17 protein-coding genes are annotated in these 17,062 nt (G+C 70.7%); 7 read left to right on the top strand and 10 right to left on the bottom strand.

Annotated features, from left to right (window positions below; all coding sequences use genetic code 11):
* Nucleotides 1–151: 151 nt before the first annotated feature.
* Nucleotides 152–1,546, bottom strand: a complete 1,395-nt coding sequence (locus ACF1CT_RS08675; protein ID WP_391783041.1) for an FAD-binding oxidoreductase — start codon at nucleotides 1,544–1,546, stop codon at nucleotides 152–154.
* Nucleotides 1,547–1,739: 193 nt separating this feature from the next.
* A complete protein-coding gene (locus ACF1CT_RS08670; protein ID WP_391783040.1) occupies nucleotides 1,740–3,290 on the bottom strand; it encodes a methyltransferase domain-containing protein in 1,551 nt (516 codons plus the stop codon).
* Between the two features lie 477 nt (nucleotides 3,291–3,767).
* Between ACF1CT_RS08670 and ACF1CT_RS08665 the strand changes: the two genes are divergently transcribed.
* Nucleotides 3,768–4,940 carry an epoxide hydrolase family protein gene (locus ACF1CT_RS08665; RefSeq protein WP_391783039.1) on the top strand — a complete coding sequence of 391 codons (1,173 nt, stop codon included), beginning with the start codon at nucleotides 3,768–3,770 and terminating at the stop codon, nucleotides 4,938–4,940.
* A gap of 107 nt (nucleotides 4,941–5,047) precedes the next feature.
* Nucleotides 5,048–6,457 carry an extracellular solute-binding protein gene (locus tag ACF1CT_RS08660; RefSeq protein WP_391783038.1) on the top strand — a complete coding sequence of 470 codons (1,410 nt, stop codon included), beginning with the start codon at nucleotides 5,048–5,050 and terminating at the stop codon, nucleotides 6,455–6,457.
* Between the two features lie 193 nt (nucleotides 6,458–6,650).
* Here the strand turns inward: ACF1CT_RS08660 and ACF1CT_RS08655 are convergent, their stop codons facing one another.
* Nucleotides 6,651–7,028, bottom strand: coding sequence for a hypothetical protein (locus tag ACF1CT_RS08655; protein ID WP_391783037.1), 378 nt, complete (start codon nucleotides 7,026–7,028; stop codon nucleotides 6,651–6,653).
* 281 nt (nucleotides 7,029–7,309) lie between these two features.
* Here ACF1CT_RS08655 and ACF1CT_RS08650 point away from each other — a divergent pair, with 281 nt between their 5' ends.
* The gene (locus tag ACF1CT_RS08650) at nucleotides 7,310–7,825 is read left to right on the top strand and encodes a hypothetical protein (protein ID WP_391783036.1); all 516 of its coding nucleotides are present in this window, start codon (nucleotides 7,310–7,312) and stop codon (nucleotides 7,823–7,825) included.
* 78 nt (nucleotides 7,826–7,903) lie between these two features.
* Here the strand turns inward: ACF1CT_RS08650 and ACF1CT_RS08645 are convergent, their stop codons facing one another.
* Nucleotides 7,904–8,455 carry a YciI family protein gene (locus tag ACF1CT_RS08645; protein ID WP_391783035.1) on the bottom strand — a complete coding sequence of 184 codons (552 nt, stop codon included), beginning with the start codon at nucleotides 8,453–8,455 and terminating at the stop codon, nucleotides 7,904–7,906.
* 134 nt (nucleotides 8,456–8,589) lie between these two features.
* Between ACF1CT_RS08645 and ACF1CT_RS08640 the strand changes: the two genes are divergently transcribed.
* Complete coding sequence (locus tag ACF1CT_RS08640; RefSeq protein ID WP_391783034.1) at nucleotides 8,590–9,294, top strand: hypothetical protein; 705 nt, start codon at nucleotides 8,590–8,592, stop codon at nucleotides 9,292–9,294.
* A gap of 163 nt (nucleotides 9,295–9,457) precedes the next feature.
* Here the strand turns inward: ACF1CT_RS08640 and ACF1CT_RS08635 are convergent, their stop codons facing one another.
* A complete protein-coding gene (locus ACF1CT_RS08635; RefSeq protein WP_391783033.1) occupies nucleotides 9,458–10,315 on the bottom strand; it encodes a LysR family transcriptional regulator in 858 nt (285 codons plus the stop codon).
* Nucleotides 10,316–10,395: 80 nt separating this feature from the next.
* Between ACF1CT_RS08635 and ACF1CT_RS08630 the strand changes: the two genes are divergently transcribed.
* Nucleotides 10,396–10,899, top strand: coding sequence for a cupin domain-containing protein (locus ACF1CT_RS08630; protein WP_391783032.1), 504 nt, complete (start codon nucleotides 10,396–10,398; stop codon nucleotides 10,897–10,899).
* A 266-nt stretch (nucleotides 10,900–11,165) separates the two neighbouring features.
* Nucleotides 11,166–11,411: a hypothetical protein gene (locus ACF1CT_RS08625; RefSeq protein ID WP_391783031.1), complete on the top strand. Its 246-nt coding sequence runs from the start codon at nucleotides 11,166–11,168 to the stop codon at nucleotides 11,409–11,411.
* A 99-nt stretch (nucleotides 11,412–11,510) separates the two neighbouring features.
* On the opposite strand, the gene ACF1CT_RS08620 is transcribed toward ACF1CT_RS08625, so the two are convergent.
* A complete protein-coding gene (locus tag ACF1CT_RS08620; protein WP_391783030.1) occupies nucleotides 11,511–12,437 on the bottom strand; it encodes a LysR family transcriptional regulator in 927 nt (308 codons plus the stop codon).
* A 221-nt stretch (nucleotides 12,438–12,658) separates the two neighbouring features.
* Here ACF1CT_RS08620 and ACF1CT_RS08615 point away from each other — a divergent pair, with 221 nt between their 5' ends.
* Nucleotides 12,659–13,966, top strand: coding sequence for an MFS transporter (locus ACF1CT_RS08615; protein ID WP_391783029.1), 1,308 nt, complete (start codon nucleotides 12,659–12,661; stop codon nucleotides 13,964–13,966).
* 264 nt (nucleotides 13,967–14,230) lie between these two features.
* Here the strand turns inward: ACF1CT_RS08615 and ACF1CT_RS08610 are convergent, their stop codons facing one another.
* From ACF1CT_RS08610 to ACF1CT_RS08595, 4 genes are all read right to left on the bottom strand, one after another.
* A complete protein-coding gene (locus ACF1CT_RS08610; protein ID WP_391783028.1) occupies nucleotides 14,231–14,791 on the bottom strand; it encodes a hypothetical protein in 561 nt (186 codons plus the stop codon).
* 358 nt (nucleotides 14,792–15,149) lie between these two features.
* Nucleotides 15,150–15,914, bottom strand: a complete 765-nt coding sequence (locus ACF1CT_RS08605) for a GNAT family N-acetyltransferase (protein ID WP_391783071.1) — start codon at nucleotides 15,912–15,914, stop codon at nucleotides 15,150–15,152.
* Between the two features lie 177 nt (nucleotides 15,915–16,091).
* Nucleotides 16,092–16,457 carry a DUF6210 family protein gene (locus tag ACF1CT_RS08600; RefSeq protein WP_391783027.1) on the bottom strand — a complete coding sequence of 122 codons (366 nt, stop codon included), beginning with the start codon at nucleotides 16,455–16,457 and terminating at the stop codon, nucleotides 16,092–16,094.
* A 157-nt stretch (nucleotides 16,458–16,614) separates the two neighbouring features.
* A complete protein-coding gene (locus tag ACF1CT_RS08595; RefSeq protein ID WP_391783026.1) occupies nucleotides 16,615–17,046 on the bottom strand; it encodes a nuclear transport factor 2 family protein in 432 nt (143 codons plus the stop codon).
* Nucleotides 17,047–17,062: the final 16 nt, after the last annotated feature.

The following is a 17,062-nucleotide window of genomic DNA, read 5'->3' as shown; positions in this document are numbered from 1 at the left end:
CTCGCCGCGCGGAGCCCCCCTCACCGTGCAGCACGCCCCTCGTCGTACGGGACGCCCCCGCCATGCGGCACGCCCCTCGCCGTACGGAACGCTCCCGCCGTGCGGGACGCCCCTCGCCGTACGGAACGCCCCTCGCCATACCGGACGTGCCTCACCCGGGCAGTTGCCCGGCCGCCGTGTGGCGGGCCACGTCACCGGCGAACAGGCCCTTCGGGTCCATCCGGGAACGTACGCGCGCCACCGCTTCGGTGCTCGCACGGTCCAGGTGCGACGCGGGACGGCGGCCGCTCTCCACGAGCGACGGGATCGTCCGGCCGGTGTCCCACGGGGCGAGCGCCTCGCGCACCACGGCGCAGTGGCGTTCCAGCGCCTCGACGGTGACCGGACCGAACGGCGGCCCCGAACCCATGTACGCGTAGTCCGCGTCGACCTGGCTCAGGGCCCCGCCGTGCGGATGCGACTCGGAGAACGCCCCGCCGAGCTGGCGCAGGGTGGCGACGGCGAACGGGGAACCGGAGCCCGGCCCGACGGCCCGCAGGAAGGCCTCCGCTCCGTCGTCGCCGAGTTCCCGCAGCAACTGGTGGTCACCGATGAACGGCACCGGATCCTCCGGGTCCATGTGCGCGGACAGCACCCCCACCGGGTCGGTCGGCGCCCAGGTGTCCATGAGGACGGGGGCGATCTCGCGCAGCGGGCCGAGGAGTTCCTCCGCCCTGCCGAGGGCGGCGGGCACGTCGTTCCCGGTGGCGGCGAGCACGGCACCGTCGACGCACAGCACCGGGCCCGCCGCCAGCTCCGGGGGAACACCGGGCACCGGGGGCAGGTTCATGATGCGCAGGGTGGTGGTCGCCTCGCGCGGCGCCCGTCGCGTCCACTCCCGCCACGTGTCGAGCAGCGGCCGGGCATGCGCGGCCGACCAGTAGGCGCCGCCCGTGACGACCCGCGCCGCCGGGAAGAGGCCGATCTCGACGGCGGTGACGATGCCGAAGCCGCCTCCGCCGCCGCGCAGCGCCCACAGCAGTTCGGCGTCGCCCACCGCGTCGGCGCGGACGAGGTCCCCGTCGGCGGTGACGAGTTCGACGGCGCGCACACTGTTGGCGGCGAGACCGGTGTACCGGCCGTAGAAGCTGACGCCGCCGCCCAGCAGGTAGCCGACGACGCCGACCCCGGGGGCGGAACCGTGCGGCGCCGCGAGTCCGTGCGGTGCCGCCGCCTTCGCGACCTCGCCCCAGGTGGTACCGGCCGGGACGCGTGCCGTCCGGTGCACGGCGTCGATCTCCACCCGCCCCGTCATACGGGTGCGGATGAGGAGTGCGCCGTCCATCGGCCGGGTGGCTCCGGAGGCATGGCCCGTGGTGTGGACCCGTACCCCGGTGCCGTCCGCGCGAGCACGCGCCAGGGCCAGCCGGACGTCCTCGACGCTGCGCGCGGTGACGGCCGTCGAGGGGCGGGCGGGCGCGGCGAGGTTGAACACGCGTGTCGCCTCGTCGTACGCGGGACTGCCCGGGAGACCGACGGCGAGTTCCTGGTCCGTGGGGAGTGTCATGTCTGGGTGCGTCCTCTCTGCTTCCGTGTCCGGGTGCCACGCGCCGGATTCGTGTCCGGGCACCTCGCGCCGAACCCGTGTCCGGAGTGCCTCACGCCGGATATGGGTGTGAGCGAGTCGCGCTGAATCCGTGCCCGGGGCACCTCGCAGCCGGATCCGTCCGTGAGCGACTCACGCCGCCTGTGTCCGCCGTCTACGCCCGTACCGCGTTGAGGAAGACGAAGGTGCCGGGCCCGCTGTCCTCGACCACGGTCAGTCCGGCGTCCGCGAGCCACGTCCTGAGATCGTCGGCGTCGAACAGTTGCAGCCCGCCCTGGTGCTGCGGGAAGCGGTGGGCACGCTGGAAATATCCGTAGACCGGGTCGTCGGAGCGGCGGAAGGTCATGAGGGTGAAGGTGCCTCCGGGACGCAGGCAGCGGGCGACCTCGGCGATGGCCGCGGCGGCGTCGTTGTAGAAGGCCTGGAGGGCGTTCCAGCACACGACGGCACCCAACGAGGCGTCGGCGAAGGGCAGTCCGGCGGCGCCCGCGAGCACGGAGGGGACCTCGGGCAACCGGCCGCGCAGCACGTTCAGCATGGGCAGCGCGCTGTCGAGTGCGATGAGCCGGTCGGCACCGACGGTGTCGGCGACGACGGCCGTCCAGCGTCCGGCACCCGCCCCCAGGTCGAGAACCGGGCCGTCGACGGGCCGGATGTGATCGGCGATGTAGCGGTCCTCGTCGTCGGGGGTGACGGCACCACCCCAGTTCGAACCGGAGACCCGCAGGAAGGCCGGGCGGGCCACGGCCTCGTAGAACAGACCCATGCTCGGCACCCGGGAGAGCTTCTCCAGGAAGTCGGCGCCGGCGTCGGTGGCCTCGTCGGCGCCGACGACGGTCGTCAGGTCGAGAATGCCGCCGGCGACGGGATAGCGCGCGCCGCACCCGGTGCAGCGGGCGGTGCGACGGGCGGTGTCGTCGCCGGTGTCGAGGCGCCCGGTGCAGGTGGGGCAGCGCAGGGCCGCCTCGTGCGGTGCGAACAGGCCGTTCGCCGCAGGGACGGCCTGCCCGGCGCGGTCCTCGGGCACGTCGGCCGCGGGAAGGTTGACCGGGTCGCCGTTGCACACCGCCCAGTAGGCCCGTGCCCCGGCGCAGCCGTGGACGGTGCGGGTGTCGTTGTCCCAGTTGGCGACGAGCTGCTGCGGGGTGAGGGCCTTGATCCAGGACCTGTCGAAGGCACGTTCGTCCTCGTTCAGGGTCCACACCGACGGCGACGGCCACACCCTGCCGAGGTCGGGGGCCTCGGGGTCGAGCAGGCTCACGCCCCGGTCGAGCCGGGAAAGGTCCTCCGCGTCGAGGCCGAGACCGGAGACGGCGGCGAGGATGTCGGCGCGCCGGTGGGGGAAGTGGGCGAGCAGGTACACGAGGGCGAGGACGAGCGGACGGCCCGCCCCGGAGGTGCGGACGAGTCCGAGGTACAGGTCGAGGTGAGAGCTCACCGCTGTCGCCAACGGCCCGTCCAGGTCGGGGTATTCGCTCTCCGCGAGCAGCCCGAGCAGGATCGCGAGATGCCCCTGCCGTTCCTCACCGCTGTCGGCGAGCGCGCGCACCAGGGCCGGTACGGCGGGCAGCGCCGCGTCGGTGGCCCTGCCGTCCGACCACAGTGCGTCCACCAGGTCGCGGAACCGTGTGTCGCGCTCGGCATGCGGCGCCGCGACGAAGTCGTCGACGAGCGCGACGGCCGGGTGGGCGGTGGGAGCGTTCATGTGCGCGTCCTTTCCGGAGGTGCGACGTGTGCCGGGCGGGGCGGACGGAGATGTGGCGGGGGCTCAGCCGAGCCCTCGGCGTCGGGCTCAGCCGCGTCCTCGGCATGGGGCTCGGCCGTGTGCTCAACATCGAGCTCAACCTCGTGCGGATGCTTTCAGGACGCCGGAAGGGGTCGCATCTTCTGGACTGCGCTGTGCCGGAGGCGTCGTGTCCGCGCCGTCCCCCACATGGGCGGCACGCCGCAATCCTCAAGATGCGGCCCCGTCCCACCGCGTCGGACGATACGGCGGAACACACCCCCGATGTGCGCGGCGGCTTCCGGCCGCTCCCGGACGCCTCCGGCCATCCCGTAGGCCGCCGCCACCATGCGCCTGCCCCTCCTCTCTCCTCTCCTTCTTCCGCTCTCTCCCCCTCTCCCCCTTCGCTCTTCACTCCTCCTCCACCACGGCACGCACACTCTGGACTCCGGAGCCCTCATGCATCCCTTTCGCATCGCCATCCCGCAGGCCCAGCTCGACGATCTGCACCGCCGGATCGAAGCCACCCGCTGGCCGGACGAACTGCCCGAGGTGGGGTGGAGCCGCGGGGTTCCCGTGGGCTACCTCAAGGAACTCGCCGAGTACTGGCGCACCTCCTTCGACTGGCGTGTGGCGGAGGCCGCCCTCAACGCGTACCCGCAGTTCGTCGACGAGATCGACGGGGCCCCGGTCCACTTCCTGCACGTGCGCTCCCCCGAGCCGGACGCCACGGCGCTGCTGCTGACGCACGGGTGGCCCGGTTCCGTTGCCGAATTCCTCGATGTGATAGGTCCGTTGACGGATCCGCGTGCGCATGGTGGTGATCCCTCGGAGGCGTTCCACCTGGTGATTCCGTCCATACCGGGGTACGGCTTCTCCACGCCGCTGCCCGAGGCGGGCTGGGACACCGGCCGGATCGCGCGGGCCTGGGCTGAGCTCATGAGGCGGCTCGGCTACGACCGGTACATCGCGCAGGGCGGGGACGCCGGGGCGGTCATCTCCCTGGCGCTGGCCAGGACCGACCCGGAGCACATGCTGGGTGTGCACGTGAACATGCTGATGACGTTCCCCTCCGGCGACCCGGCGGAGATGGAGGGGCTCGACGGGACCGATCTGGCCCGCTTGGGCAAGCTGTCCCGCTTCGAGGCGGAGCTGTCCGGCTACATGAAGACGCAGGCGACCCGTCCGCAGACCCTCGCGTACGGCCTCAACGACTCACCGGTCGGCCAACTTGCCTGGATCGTCGAAAAGTTCGCCGAGTGGACCGATTCGAAGGAGCTGCCCGAGGAGGCCGTGGACCGCGACCGGCTGCTGACCATCGTGTCCATATACTGGCTGACGGCCACCGCCGGTTCGTCCGCGCAGTACTACTACGAGGGCGCCGAGGAGGTGCGGCAGGCCGCGTCCGGGGCGGTACCGCCGCCGTTGACGGTTCCGGTGGGGGTGGCGGTCTTCCCGCACGACATCTTCGTACCGATCCGCCGCTTCGCCGACCGCGACCTCCCCACGATCACGCACTGGACGGAGTTCGAGCACGGCGGCCACTTCGCGGCCCTTGAACAGCCCTCGGCACTGGCCGGTGACATCCGCGCGTTCGCCCGGTCACTGGTTTCCGAGACAGCGGCGGCCTGACCCGACGGACAGCCCCCGCCCGCCCCGCCCCGTCCCGCTCCGCCCGTCCCGGCATCTTCTCCCCGGCCACTTCCCCGCTCCAGGTATCCACAGAGATGAGGAATCGCATGACCGCCCCGACCGTCATCGACGTATGGGTCGCCGACCTGACGTTCCCCGGCTACATGGACCGGCTGCACCGACTCGGAGCCGAGTTCGAGAAGGCGCACCCCGAGTACCGGATCAACATCGAGGGCCGCGACTTCCGCACGATGTCGCGGGAGATCGCCCAGGCCTCCGACGAGGGCCGGACACCGGCCGTCGCCGAGTACTACTTCGCGGTGACGCAGGCCGCCCGGGACTCGCGGTGTGCGGACGGCAGCCCGATGTTCACCTCGGTGGAGCGGGCCATCGCGGGCCGCACCGAGATCCTCGGCGAGCCGGTCGTGACCGACGACCTGCTGCCGGCCGTACGCGAGTACTACTCGTACGACGGTGACCTCACCTCGATGCCCGCCGTGGTCACCACAATGCTGACCTACGGCAACGCCTCGGTGCTGAGGGCCGCCGGGGTGACGGAGCTGCCGGACACCTGGGAAGGCGTCGAGGCAGCGTGCGAGGCCGTGTCCGCCCTGTCCGACGGCCCCTCGCACGGTGTCACCTGGGCCAATCACGGCCTGTTCTTCCAGGAGGCCCTCGCGGTGCAGGGCGGCCTGCTCGCCGACCACGACAACGGCCGATCCGCACGTGCCACGCGCCTCGACCTCTCGTCGCCCGAGATGCTGACCTGGGTGACCTGGTGGCAGAGCCTCCACCGGAAGGGTCACTACCTCTACACCGGCAAGATCCCGGACTGGGAGGGGAACCTGAAGGCGTTCGCCGACCAGGAAGTGGCCATTCGTGTCACCTCGTCCAACGACCTCAACTACATGGCGACCGCGGCGGAGAACGCCGGTTTCGAGATGAGTGTGGGGCGCTTCCCGCACCGCGAGGGCGAGACCTTCGGCGGCAACATCATCGCCGGTACGTCGCTGTGGCTGGCCAACGGTCTCGACCGGACGACCCAGGACGGTGCGCTGGCCTTCATGCAGTTCCTGAACAACCCGCGCAACGCCGCCGACCGGCACATCGCCAGCAGCTTCGTGCCCGTCACCAACGCCTCGCACCAACTCCTTGAGGACGAGGGCTGGTTCGAGAAGTACCCTTACCACCGGCTGGCCGGCGAGCAGCTCGGCTCGCGTCCCGAGGGCCAGGCGGCGGGTGCTCCGCCGTGCCGCGGGGCACTGTTCGGCGACTTCGCCGGAGCACAGGACGTGATGACACGGGCGATGGCCGATGTACTGCGTGACGGCGCCGAGCCGACCGAGCGGTTCGCGCGGGCCACGACGCAGGCGCAGGAACTGCTGGACGCGTACGAGAAGGACCGCGTCGAGGCGGGGGTGCGCAGCCCGCAGAGCCTGCGGGTGGAGTACTTCACCGACGCGGAGGTCTACACCGGCGCGGCCCTGGAGAACGCGGTGGGACGGCCGTCCCGGTAGCGGCAGCGGCACCGCCTCCGGCCCCCATGGCAGGAAGGGACCGGAGGCGCGAGCCACGCGCACCCGCCGCACCCGCCGCACCCGCCCGCACCCGCCCGCACCGACGAGAACGCCGCGGGCGGGCGTGCCGGATCCCGCCGGGCTCGCGAGGTCCGGGGGGATCCGGGGGGATCCGGAAGGGACGGCCCGACCGTCACGCCAGCCGGAAGCTGTACATCGCTCCCCGGGACTTCCACGAGTGCAGGCCCAAGGAAGGCTCGCTGTGGGCGGGAGTGCCCGTGCAGTCGGCGTTCTGGTAGAAGTCCACCCGTCGGTCCGTCATGTTGAGGGTGGCGAGCACGCCGAACGGGGCGGTCACACACTCGGTGCCGACGCCTTCGTACAGGGCCCAACGACCCGTGAAGGCACCTTCCCAGACACAGACATTGCCGGCGGCGCTGCACTGCGACGGGTCCGCGCCGGAAACCGGGCCGGACGACGCCGACGCCGTCCCCGGCATGACACCGATCAACAGCGCCGCGGACATGGCCGCGACACCGGCTGAAGCGCGCTTGAGACCACGAATGTGCATGCCTTCTCCTCACAAGTTCGAGCGATCCGAGGTGGGTCGGAACCAAGATTCACCCCCGTCAATCGATTGGTCAACACTTCAATTAACTGTGCCGCCCGAACCATGCCTGAATCGGGCGAGAAGTCGTAGCCCTATGGATCGCCGGGCACCTCGGCCCCGGTTACCGGCCCTCGGTCACCGGCCTTCGTCGTCACCGGCCTTCATCGTCACCGGCACTCGTCGTCACCGGCCTTCGTCGTCACCGGCACTCGTCGTGAACAGCCCCGGCCTATGCTGGGCGGATGTCCGACGACAGCGTGCCACCCAGTGGATCGACCACCGAGAAACCCGGTGTCGACGCGGAGCTGCCCACGGTCCTGGACATCGCCGGGCTCGCGCTGACGAGGAGGGACAGCCCTCCGTCACTGGCCTGCTGGACCGGCGGCTTCCCGGTGCCGCCGGGGGCGGACCCGGTCGAGGTGAGTCTGGTGATCGAGCCGCCCGCCCCACCGGACGAGACCACCCTCTGGCTCGCCCGTGACGTCGTGAGCCGTTTCGACGTCTTCGTCGACCGGGCCCTGGAGTACTGTCGCACCCGCCTCCGGGAGGAACACTTCGGCCTCACGGCCGAGGAACTGAACCGGCTGGACCTCCCGGAACCGCCCCTGGGAATGCCCGGGGCGACGGTATGGGCCGATCGGACCTGGGCGATCCATTTCGCCGAGAGCGGGCTCTGCATGGGCGACCCCTACGGAATCCTCGTGACCTTCGACGGCACTCGGCCCGTCGATGTCCAGGGCGTCGACGACGAGCAGTGAACCGCCCGGCGCACCGGCACCGGCACCGGCATCGGCACCGGCACCGGCACCGGCACCGGCACCGACGAACCGTGACGGCTACGACCGGCGACCGCCGAACTCCCAGTGGTGCACCTCGATGTCGGCGTACCGGTCGGCGCTCAGGACGGCGCGTGCCGTGGCCGGGTCCGGCGCCCGGACCAACGCCGCCGTGCCCAGCCAGGCCTCGCCGTCGTCGGACAGCAGCGGCCCGTAGGCGATCAACTCGTCCCGGCAGGGCGGCACCGCGAGGTCGGCGGCCCGCCCCTCGCCGAGGCCGAGCACCAGATATCGGTCCTCCCCACGGCTGCCACCGGGAAAGTCCCACATGGTGCGTCCCAGCACGTTGCGCCATCGTCGCAGCAGCACGTCCCGGTAGACCCCGGCCCGCTGGTTCGGTTCGTCGAAGGCGAACGCGCGCGCGGCGGCGGGATCGGGCAGGCTCAGGATGTGCACGCTTCCGGTGGGGGTTTCGCCGTCGTCGGCGAAGGTCGGCCCCCGGGCGATCATCTCCTTCGCGTACTGGTCCATGTACGACCAGTGCTCTTCGAGCAGTTCTTCGCGCAACGGCAGGGAGCCGGGCCGGTCGCGGTGATAGCAGAGGAAATCCATGCCCAAGGATCTCTCGGGAGCGCAACCGGGGCGAACGGTTTCACGACAACGGCCACTCGACGCCCCGTCCCACGGGCCCGTACGGTTGGAACGGGGGAGCGGTGGCTGTCGGTGGGTGCTGGGATGCTGGCCGCATGGCTCCTCCCGGTTCCCGTACGCATACGAAGAAGACAGACATCTGGCTCCTGCCGGAGGACGAGGTGTTCGTGGGGCAGCGCATCCGTGAGGTGCTGCCGGATGCCGGATGGCTGTGCAGTCACCCGGGGCCGAGGGGCCTGCACGACGTGCATCTGCATCCCTCGGCCGGGGAGGCGCTGGACTGTGGCAGCGTGCAGGCCTTCCTGCTCCTGCCCGCCGGAGCGGCGGAACCGCCCGGCGTCGTCGTGACCGGCCGACGTCCCGCCCGGCCCGGCCTGCGGCATGCCGCCGTCGTTCAACTGCTGCGCTCACTCCGCATGCCGGGCGGTGCAAGCGAGGCGGACGTGGCGAACGAGGCGGACGGGGCAGGCGAGTCGAGCGAGATCTTCTGTGCCGGACGCCTCGCGGTGCGCTGGTCCGAACCCGACGTGGGACCGGAAGTCCACCGGCTGCTGTACGAGCAGACACGCCTCGTCTGGCAGGCGCTGAGATCCGCCACGCTCCCGGCCGTCGTCGAAGACGTGACGGGCCGAAAGGTCACGAGGACGCGGATCGGTACCGCCGCGCACGAACTGGTCGCCCGTACCGGGTTGACGCTCACGTACGGAGGTGACGAGCGACTGCGTCTGTCGGCGAAACTGCCACCACGCCCCACGGATCGCCGCAGGTTTCCCGCAGGATTCCCGCCGGTTTCCCGCTGAGGATCCACGGAGGATCCGCGGAGGACCACAACATCCCCACCGGCACGCGCCGTCCTCGGATGCAGCAGCAGACCGAACGCGACCGCGGAATCGGACGCGACTCCGGTGAGACGCCCGGCCCCGGTGCGTAGTGACCCACCGGTCCCGGCAGGAGGTGAAACGCTCAGTCCCGGTAGCAGGCGTGGGCGATCCGGGCGAACGAGCGGATCAGCGGGTTCGTGTCGCTCTCGCCCTCCTTCCACGCCACCACCACACGGCTCGGCCGCACATCGGTCAGTGGCACCACCGTCAGTCCCTCCACCGGCTCGTGGTCCAGGAGGGTCATGCCGATCGTTCCGTTCCAGAGCACGGCCTGTCGGCATTCCCGGACGGAGCGCACCACCGGACCCTCGCGAGGTGTGCCACCGTGCCAGTACGACTGCCAGGCGGGGTCGGTGCCCTCCGGGAAGCGGAACCAGCGGCGGTCGGCCAGGTCGGCCGGTCCCAGGCTGTCGCGACGGCTCAGTGGATCGTCGGCGCGCAGCAGGACGCCCACCGGATCGGTACGCAACTCGTGTACGGTCAGGCCGGTTTCGTCGAACGGTCCACGGGTCAGGGCGACATCGACAAGCCCGGCGCGCAGCCCGCAGGTGGGGTCGGTCAGGTCGGCCTCGCGGATGCGGACCTCGACGCCCGGGTGTCGCCGGTGGTAGGCGGTGGCCAAGCGGGTCACACGCGGGTCGGCACCATCGCCCAGGATGCCGAGGGTGACGGTCGCGGTGCCGATCGCCGCGGCCACGCGTACACGGACCTGGTCGGCCCGGTCGAGCAGGGCCAGCGCCTCGTCGAGCAGCACCGCCCCCACCGGAGTGAGTCCGACGCCGGTCGGCGACCGTTCGAACAGCGCGGCTCCGACCTCGGTCTCCAACTGCTTGATCGCCCGGCTCAGCGGCGGCTGACTCATGTGCAGCCGCACTGCGGCCCGACCGAAATGAAGCTCCTCGGCGACCGCCACGAAGTAGCGCAGCGTGCGTAGCTCCATGCTGCGACGATACCCGTACGGCATCGACACGGCGGAACGGGTCTTGGACAGTCGCCGGGCCTCGCCGGTGGAATCGAGGCATGAGCGACGAACCGAAGACCACTGAGCCCGAGCAGTCCTCCGCCGACCCCGCCGTATCGGTGGTCGGTCCGGACGACGGCGAGACGATCCTCCTGGGCACCACGCGACTGCGCGTCCTGGAGGACGGCAGCAACACGGGACACCGCCTCGGGATCGCCGAGTCCGTCCTCGCCCCGCACACACCCGGACCTCCGCAGCACCGTCACGCCCGGCACGACGAGGGTTTCTACGTCATCTCGGGCACGGTGCGGTTCACGGTCGGGGACAAGGACTACGACGCCGCCGCGGGCACACTCGTGATGGTGCCGCCCGGAGCCCCCCACACCTTCGCCAACACGACCGACCGACCCGCCGTCATGCTCAGCACCTTCACACCGGACCTGTACGTGCAGTACTTCCGGGACCTGAGGGACATGATCGCCGGCGGCCAGGCGCTGACGGCGGAAGCCGGCATCCGGACGATGAGCCGTTACGCCACCGAGCCCGCCACCGATTTCGCCTGAAGGCTGTATGGGCACCGGCGCACACACGGCGCCGGGACACCGGTGCACGTCTTCCCCGTTCCCCACCCCCGTACCGGTCCCGTTCCCCACCCCCGTACCGGTCCCGGCTCCCCGCCTCGTTCCGGTCCCGCTCCTGGTCCGGCAGAGGCGGCCGACGAACCGGAGACCGGCCCGGCACGGAGTGGTCGGCGTTCTATGAGGCGCTGTCCGCGGAGTTCGGACTGAGCATCGACGCGCTCGGCCCCGACTTCGGCGACGAGGCCCTCATGGACGCGCTGGCCGACTCGGCCGATCTGGCCACCCTCGTCGGAGCCGGGGACCGGTACCTGTGGCCCCGGACCCACGACCTACGACGCATCCCCCTGCACGACCCGACACCGGCCTGCCCTCACACCCTGCTGTTCCGCGCCGGAGACAAACATCCGGTGCTGACCGGGCTGCGCGACTACCTGCGCGCGACGGCACCTGAGACATCCGGCGATGTGTGGGTGCCACGCTGGGCGTGCGCCTGACCCCTCGATCGGGGAAAGCCCCATCGGCGGACACGTTCCGGGCATCACGACGTCGGGTGCACCGACCTCGCGGGCCCGGCAGGATCCGAAAGAAACGGCCTACGCCCATGCCGGTTTCCAGGTCCCGGCGTCGGAGCGGTCCGCCCGGCCGGGACGGAAGTGGTCGCGGAGGGCGTCGAGCACCGGGTGCCGGTTGTCTCGATGCCACAGCAGGGAGTGCGGGTAGACCGGTACGGGGCCGCGCACGGGGATACGCCGCAGGCCGTGATCGGCGGGCCAGACGAGATGGGTCCGCTCGCCGACGAAGGTAGCCAGCGACCGGGAGGTGGCGAGGGCTTCCAGCAGGGGTTCGGCGCCGAAGTCGGGGCCGGTGATCTCGATGGTGAGTGCGAAAGCGGCGGCGAGGGCGTCGTAGTAGGCGGCCCACTCGGTCCCGGGGACGATGCCGGGCATCCAGATGCGGCTCCCGACGAGTTCGGCGGGCGTGACCGAGCGCACGGCGGCCAGGTCGTGATCCGGTCCGACGAGGAGTTGGATCGGCTCGTCGTGGACCCGGACGGCTCCGATGTCGTCGGGCAGTTGCCGACCGGGCATGGTGACGGCGCGGAAGGACGCGTCGATCGTGCCGGACCGGATCGCATCGACGGCCGCATCGACGTCGAAGAGGGTCACGACATCGAGTTCGGTCCCGGGGCGGGCACGTTGGAAGTCACGCAGCAGGGCGGCCGGGGCGAGCCGTCGGCCGATCACGTCGACGCGCAGCGCACGGCGTCCGGGACGAACGGAGGCGACCGCCCGCTCGGCGGCCCGCAGGAGGTCCCGGGCGTGGGGCAGGAACGCCTGCCCGTCGACGGTGAGCTTCGCCCCTCGCGCGGTACGGGTGAACAGCCGCACGTCGAGGTTCTTCTCCAGGGTGGCGATGCGTTTGGAAACAGCCTGCTGAGTGACGGACAGTTCGGCGGCGGCGTCCTGGAACCGCCCCGCGTCCGCGGCGGTCACGAAGGTGCGCACGGCTTCAAGATCCACGTCGGCCAGCGTATCGACACAACGATTGGTTGTGCTGCCGCGGCTCATCGGTTGTTTGATCCCGTCGCCCGCCACCCGCTTGGATGCCGGTGGTCGGCCTGCGCTCGGCGGGTGACCGGCCCTCGGCGGGTGGGCGTTCGGCAGTCGACGGGCGGTCGGCAGGCGATCGGCGAGCGGTCGGCGGGCAGTCGTTCACATCGGCGAGAGGTATGGCGGCGGGTATGGCGGGTGGACGTGCGCTGGGGCATCGGTTCGGGCGGCTGTGGGCGGCGTACGCCGTCAGCTCGTACGGCACATCACTCGCGTTCGGCGCGTTTCCCCTGATCGCGGTCCTCGTACTGCACTCCGGGCCGGCCCAGGTGGCGGCACTGGCCGCCGTGGGACGGGCGGTGGGGGCCGTGATCGCGGTGCCGCTCGGCCCCTGGGTGGAGTTCCGCCGCAAACGACCGGTCATGGTGACCGCGGACCTGGTCCGGTTCGCGGCGACGATGAGCGTCCCCGCCGCGTTCGCGTTCGGCTGGCTCACCTTCACCCAGCTGCTCGTCGTCTCGGTCGTGGTCGCCGCGGCCAACATCGCCTTCGGCGCGGCCTGCGGCGCCTATCTGAAGACACTCGTGCCGCGCGAGGACCTGCTCGTCGCGAACAGCCGGTTCGAATCCACGACATGGGCCTCCACCATGATCGGCCCGCCACTCGGTGGAGCGGCGATCGGGGCGTTCGGCCCGATGACGACCGTGGTGGCCGACGCGATCAGCTACCTGCTCTCCGCACTGGGCATCCGCGCCATCGGCGGAACGGAACCGCTGCCCGCACGCGCCGACGCACCACGGCTGCGCGCCCGGGACCTGCTCGAAGGATGGCGCCACATCCTCGCGCACCCGGTGCTGCGTCCGCTCCTCCTCAACTCGATCACCGTGAACGGCCTGATCATGGCGACCCAACCGCTGCTCGCCGTGCTCCTCCTGGGCCGCCTCGGGTTCACCCCGTGGCAGTACGGTCTCGTCTTCGCCGCCCCATGCATCGGCGGCCTCGTCGGCTCCCGCCTGACGCAGCGACTCGTGACACGGTTCGGCCGACGCACGGTGCTCCTGACCTCCGGGGCGTTGCGCGCATGCTGGTCGGTCGGACTGGCCTTCGTCCAGCCCGGAACCCCCGGGATCGCCCTCATCATCGTCGTCCAGCTCGGCCTGGTGACCAGCTGCGCCGTGTTCAACCCCGTACTGGCCACCTACCGGCTCGACCACACCGACCCGGGCCGGGTCGCCCGCACCCTGTCCGCATGGTCGGTCAGCAGCAGCGCCGCCATCGCGGCCCTCACCGCCGTATGGGGTGTACTCGCCGCCGTCGCCGGTACCCGCACCGCGATCGCCGCCGCCGGAGTCGTCCTCCTCGCCTCCCCGCTGCTGCTCCCCCGCCGCGAAACCGCGCAGCAGGACGCCCCTGTTCCCGCCGACGCCGAGGACGGTCCCGGTGCCGGGGACGGTCCCGGCGCCGAGGACAAGGACGGGGACGTCATCGACCGTGCCTGACGCCGCCCGGCGCCCGGTGAGGCTCGGGGCACGGTCGGACCCGGGGCGCGGGCATTCGGGCCCCTGGCCCGGGGCCACGACCGCGCCACAACCTTGACCACCGACACCCTCGGCGCGGAATCCGGACCCGACGATCACGAAGTGCCGGGCGTGGATGACCGTGAGTGAAGGCGAGCGGGTACGGGTCGCCGGGACCAGTGGACTCCGCGTTCGGTGAGCCGTACGTCGATGAGGGTGAGCCGAGGCCGACGAATGCCGAGCGGCTCAGTCGTGAAGAGTGACGTTGGGCAGCGGACGGCCGGTGGTGTCGAACAACACGGCTCCACAATCGCAACGTTCGTCGGCCAGGGTCTGGGTCGCCGGCAGTTGCCAGACCAGCATCGCCGAGCAGTTCGGGCAGTCCAGGCTGACCAGCGTCTCTTCGGGTTCCGAGCCCCAGACCCGCACCGGAAGGCCCACGTACGTCAGCCCGGTCAGCTCACGCTCACCGGTCTGCGCGACCATGACCTCATAGGTGTCGGTGCCGTTGTCCGGCACCAGGAGCGTGCAGCCGACGCCTGCCAGCACGGCGGACAGATGATCGAGCTGGCGAACCGGGAAATCACCGCGGCGGAGAGTCGGATCGGCCTCGGCCCGGTCGTAGACGACGGTGGTGTCGACGTCTGTCGGCTCCGCCCCGAAGGCCCGTACACGACCGGCCACGAACGCTGCCAGCTGGCCCGGGTAGTCCTCACCGGTCCAGTCCATGATGAACACCACACGGTCGACTCGGACTCCCCGGGCTCGCTCCTCGGGGGTCAGGACCAACTCTTCCAGCTCCGTCACGACGATCACGCTACCAACTGCCGCCGGACGACGGACCGTACTGTCGTAGAACCGTGCCCACCTGCGCCGACGCGGCATTCGCCGCACCATCACGGACAGGGCCGACCAGATCCGCGACCGCAAGAAGTTCGGCTCGCACGGTGACCAACCGCCCGGGTTCGACGCCAAGGATCACAGGGCTCCGCACGCCGACGAGTGCGGCATCGATCTCCTCGAAAGGAACCGCGCTGTGGTCACGAGACACGAGAGGCTCGCGGGGTCCGCCACGAGACCACTGTCCTCGTGGCGGCCATCACGACTGGTGGTGACCACCACCGTCAGGAGAGGCGGGCGAAGGGCCGGTGGAGTCCGGGGGGGTTCAGGGGTTGACGGCGTGTTCGGTGAACCGGCCGCAGGAGCGGAACCCCAGACGGCGGTAGACGGGCTCGCCGTCGGCTGACGCCTGAAGGACCGCGATGCGGTGGTCCCGGTCGCGGGCCGTGCGGAGTGCCGCCAGTGTGATGGCACCGCCGTAGCCGCATCGGCGGTGGGTGGCCAGGGTGGAAATGTTGTAGATGCCGGCGACTCCGGCGTGGTGAAACACTTCAGCGGAGCAGACCGGACGGCCCTCCACGTAGCCGACCAGGTACCGGGCCGGGCACTGCGTGGCCAGTGCCTGCGGGGCGGCCTGGGCGAAGAAGCCGCGGACGGTGTCTGCGGGCGGGTCCCAGTTCGCCGCAAGAACCGTGGCGTAGTCGGCGAGCTGTTCGGGCGTGGTCACCCGCTGAATGTCCAGTCCCCGGACATCAGGCAGTGGCACGGTGTCATCAAGTTCGGCCCACATCGCCGTCTCACGTTCGGATGCCGGCAGACCGGCCGCCGTCAAGCGGGTGGTGAGGTCCACCGGCGTCGAGGCGGGCCCCACCCACCAGGAGAAACGACGGCCGGTGCGGGCCAGCGTCCCAGCGGTCTCGGCGATACGTGCCGTGGCGTCGGCGGCGGTGAAGCGGGCCGCGGCAACGATGTTGAAAGTGTCGTCGTCCAGCCCGCTGTCCGCGATCAGGAGGTCACCAGCATCTGCAACGGCCGCGCCGGTCATTCCCCGGTGCAGGTGACAGGCATGTTCCGCCAGGTTCCGTTCCATCCTGTCCATCAAGTCGGCTTCATTGAGAAAATAATCATTCATAGTGATTGATTTCAACATGACTGGGCGAAGATCTCATGCGATTTCGGCTCGTCCTCGGCAGTGTCACGCCGACGACCAGCACATTCGATACACGCGCCAGTCTTCCGGCTCGGGGCGGAGGACTGATCGCGTGGTTCAGTCCGAGTTGGCCCAAAGCAGCACTCCGGGTCCGTCCGGCGTGATCACCGGCACCCAGGCCTCGTCGGCGTCACGCATTCGGCTCTCGTCCAGCCTCAGGGCGTGCAGATTCTCCGTGTGTCCGTCGGATGCCCAGTAGGGAATCCCCTCGATGATTCCGCGCAGCCTTGCGCGCTTGTCGTCCGGCCACGAGTAGTTCCACGTGCCGACGCCGGCGAAGTCCTTCTCGAACAGCCGGCGCAGCGCGTCCAGCGCGTCAGGACCGAACACCGGCACCAGGAAGCCCTCCACCCGCCCCTGACGGCACATGTGGCCACCGTACTGCTGCTGGTAGACGACACCGGTCGAGGCCTCGACGACCACGTGTAGCCACCCGTCGGCTGTACCGTCCTGATCAAGTGCTACGAAACGTCGAGAGCTCACAGCGGCAGTCTTCTCGATCACTGACCACGAGCTCAACAACAATTCCCAACCACAAGATCAATTACGGGGCACGACCTAGGAGCGTGCCCGTGTGCGTCTACTGGCCCGAGGGTGCCGGCACAAGGCCGTCCTCCACCAGGCCGGCGAGGACCGCTTCGCCGAGCGCGTGAACGGCGGACTGGGGGCGAACCATGACGGTGAACTCCTTGATCCGGCCCTCCTCGTCGAGGTGCAGCAGGTCTACGCCGTGGATCTCCTTGCCGCCGACACCGGCGCGGAAGAGCAGCACCGCCGACGGGGCTGACGTTCCGTCGGTGCTGGTCTGTGCGGTGCCGGTGTGGTCGCCGATGTAGCGGAAGTCCTCGAATGTACGAAGCAGGACCCGGAGAAGACCGAGCACCATCGGCTTGCCCTCGAAGGGGGTGAACTTCACCGGGCTGTAGAGGCGGATGTCCTCGGTGAACAGGTCGTCCATGGCCGCGAGATCACGCCGGTCCACGGCAGCACGGAAACGGTCGGCAGCCGACATGGCCGCTCCTCCCTCA

Source organism: Streptomyces sp. NPDC014734, assembly GCF_043083325.1.
GTDB lineage: Bacteria > Actinomycetota > Actinomycetes > Streptomycetales > Streptomycetaceae > Streptomyces.
Note: the sequence above shows the minus strand (reverse complement) of the source record. Positions and strands in the feature narration are given on the sequence as shown.

Excerpts from the sequence above, each read along its gene's own strand:
- ACF1CT_RS08640 (WP_391783034.1), top strand. The coding sequence starts at position 8,590 with ATGGCTCCTCCCGGTTCCCGTACGCATACGAAGAAGACAGACATCTGG.
- ACF1CT_RS08645 (WP_391783035.1), bottom strand. The coding sequence starts at position 8,455 with ATGGATTTCCTCTGCTATCACCGCGACCGGCCCGGCTCCCTGCCGTTG.
- ACF1CT_RS08635 (WP_391783033.1), bottom strand. The coding sequence starts at position 10,315 with ATGGAGCTACGCACGCTGCGCTACTTCGTGGCGGTCGCCGAGGAGCTT.
- ACF1CT_RS08615 (WP_391783029.1), top strand. The coding sequence starts at position 12,659 with ATGGCGGGTGGACGTGCGCTGGGGCATCGGTTCGGGCGGCTGTGGGCG.
- ACF1CT_RS08670 (WP_391783040.1), bottom strand. The coding sequence starts at position 3,290 with ATGAACGCTCCCACCGCCCACCCGGCCGTCGCGCTCGTCGACGACTTC.
- ACF1CT_RS08595 (WP_391783026.1), bottom strand. The coding sequence starts at position 17,046 with ATGTCGGCTGCCGACCGTTTCCGTGCTGCCGTGGACCGGCGTGATCTC.
- ACF1CT_RS08660 (WP_391783038.1), top strand. The coding sequence starts at position 5,048 with ATGACCGCCCCGACCGTCATCGACGTATGGGTCGCCGACCTGACGTTC.
- ACF1CT_RS08605 (WP_391783071.1), bottom strand. The coding sequence starts at position 15,914 with ATGGAACGGAACCTGGCGGAACATGCCTGTCACCTGCACCGGGGAATG.
- ACF1CT_RS08625 (WP_391783031.1), top strand. The coding sequence starts at position 11,166 with ATGGACGCGCTGGCCGACTCGGCCGATCTGGCCACCCTCGTCGGAGCC.
- ACF1CT_RS08650 (WP_391783036.1), top strand. The coding sequence starts at position 7,310 with ATGTCCGACGACAGCGTGCCACCCAGTGGATCGACCACCGAGAAACCC.
- ACF1CT_RS08675 (WP_391783041.1), bottom strand. The coding sequence starts at position 1,546 with ATGACACTCCCCACGGACCAGGAACTCGCCGTCGGTCTCCCGGGCAGT.
- ACF1CT_RS08655 (WP_391783037.1), bottom strand. The coding sequence starts at position 7,028 with ATGCACATTCGTGGTCTCAAGCGCGCTTCAGCCGGTGTCGCGGCCATG.
- ACF1CT_RS08630 (WP_391783032.1), top strand. The coding sequence starts at position 10,396 with ATGAGCGACGAACCGAAGACCACTGAGCCCGAGCAGTCCTCCGCCGAC.
- ACF1CT_RS08665 (WP_391783039.1), top strand. The coding sequence starts at position 3,768 with ATGCATCCCTTTCGCATCGCCATCCCGCAGGCCCAGCTCGACGATCTG.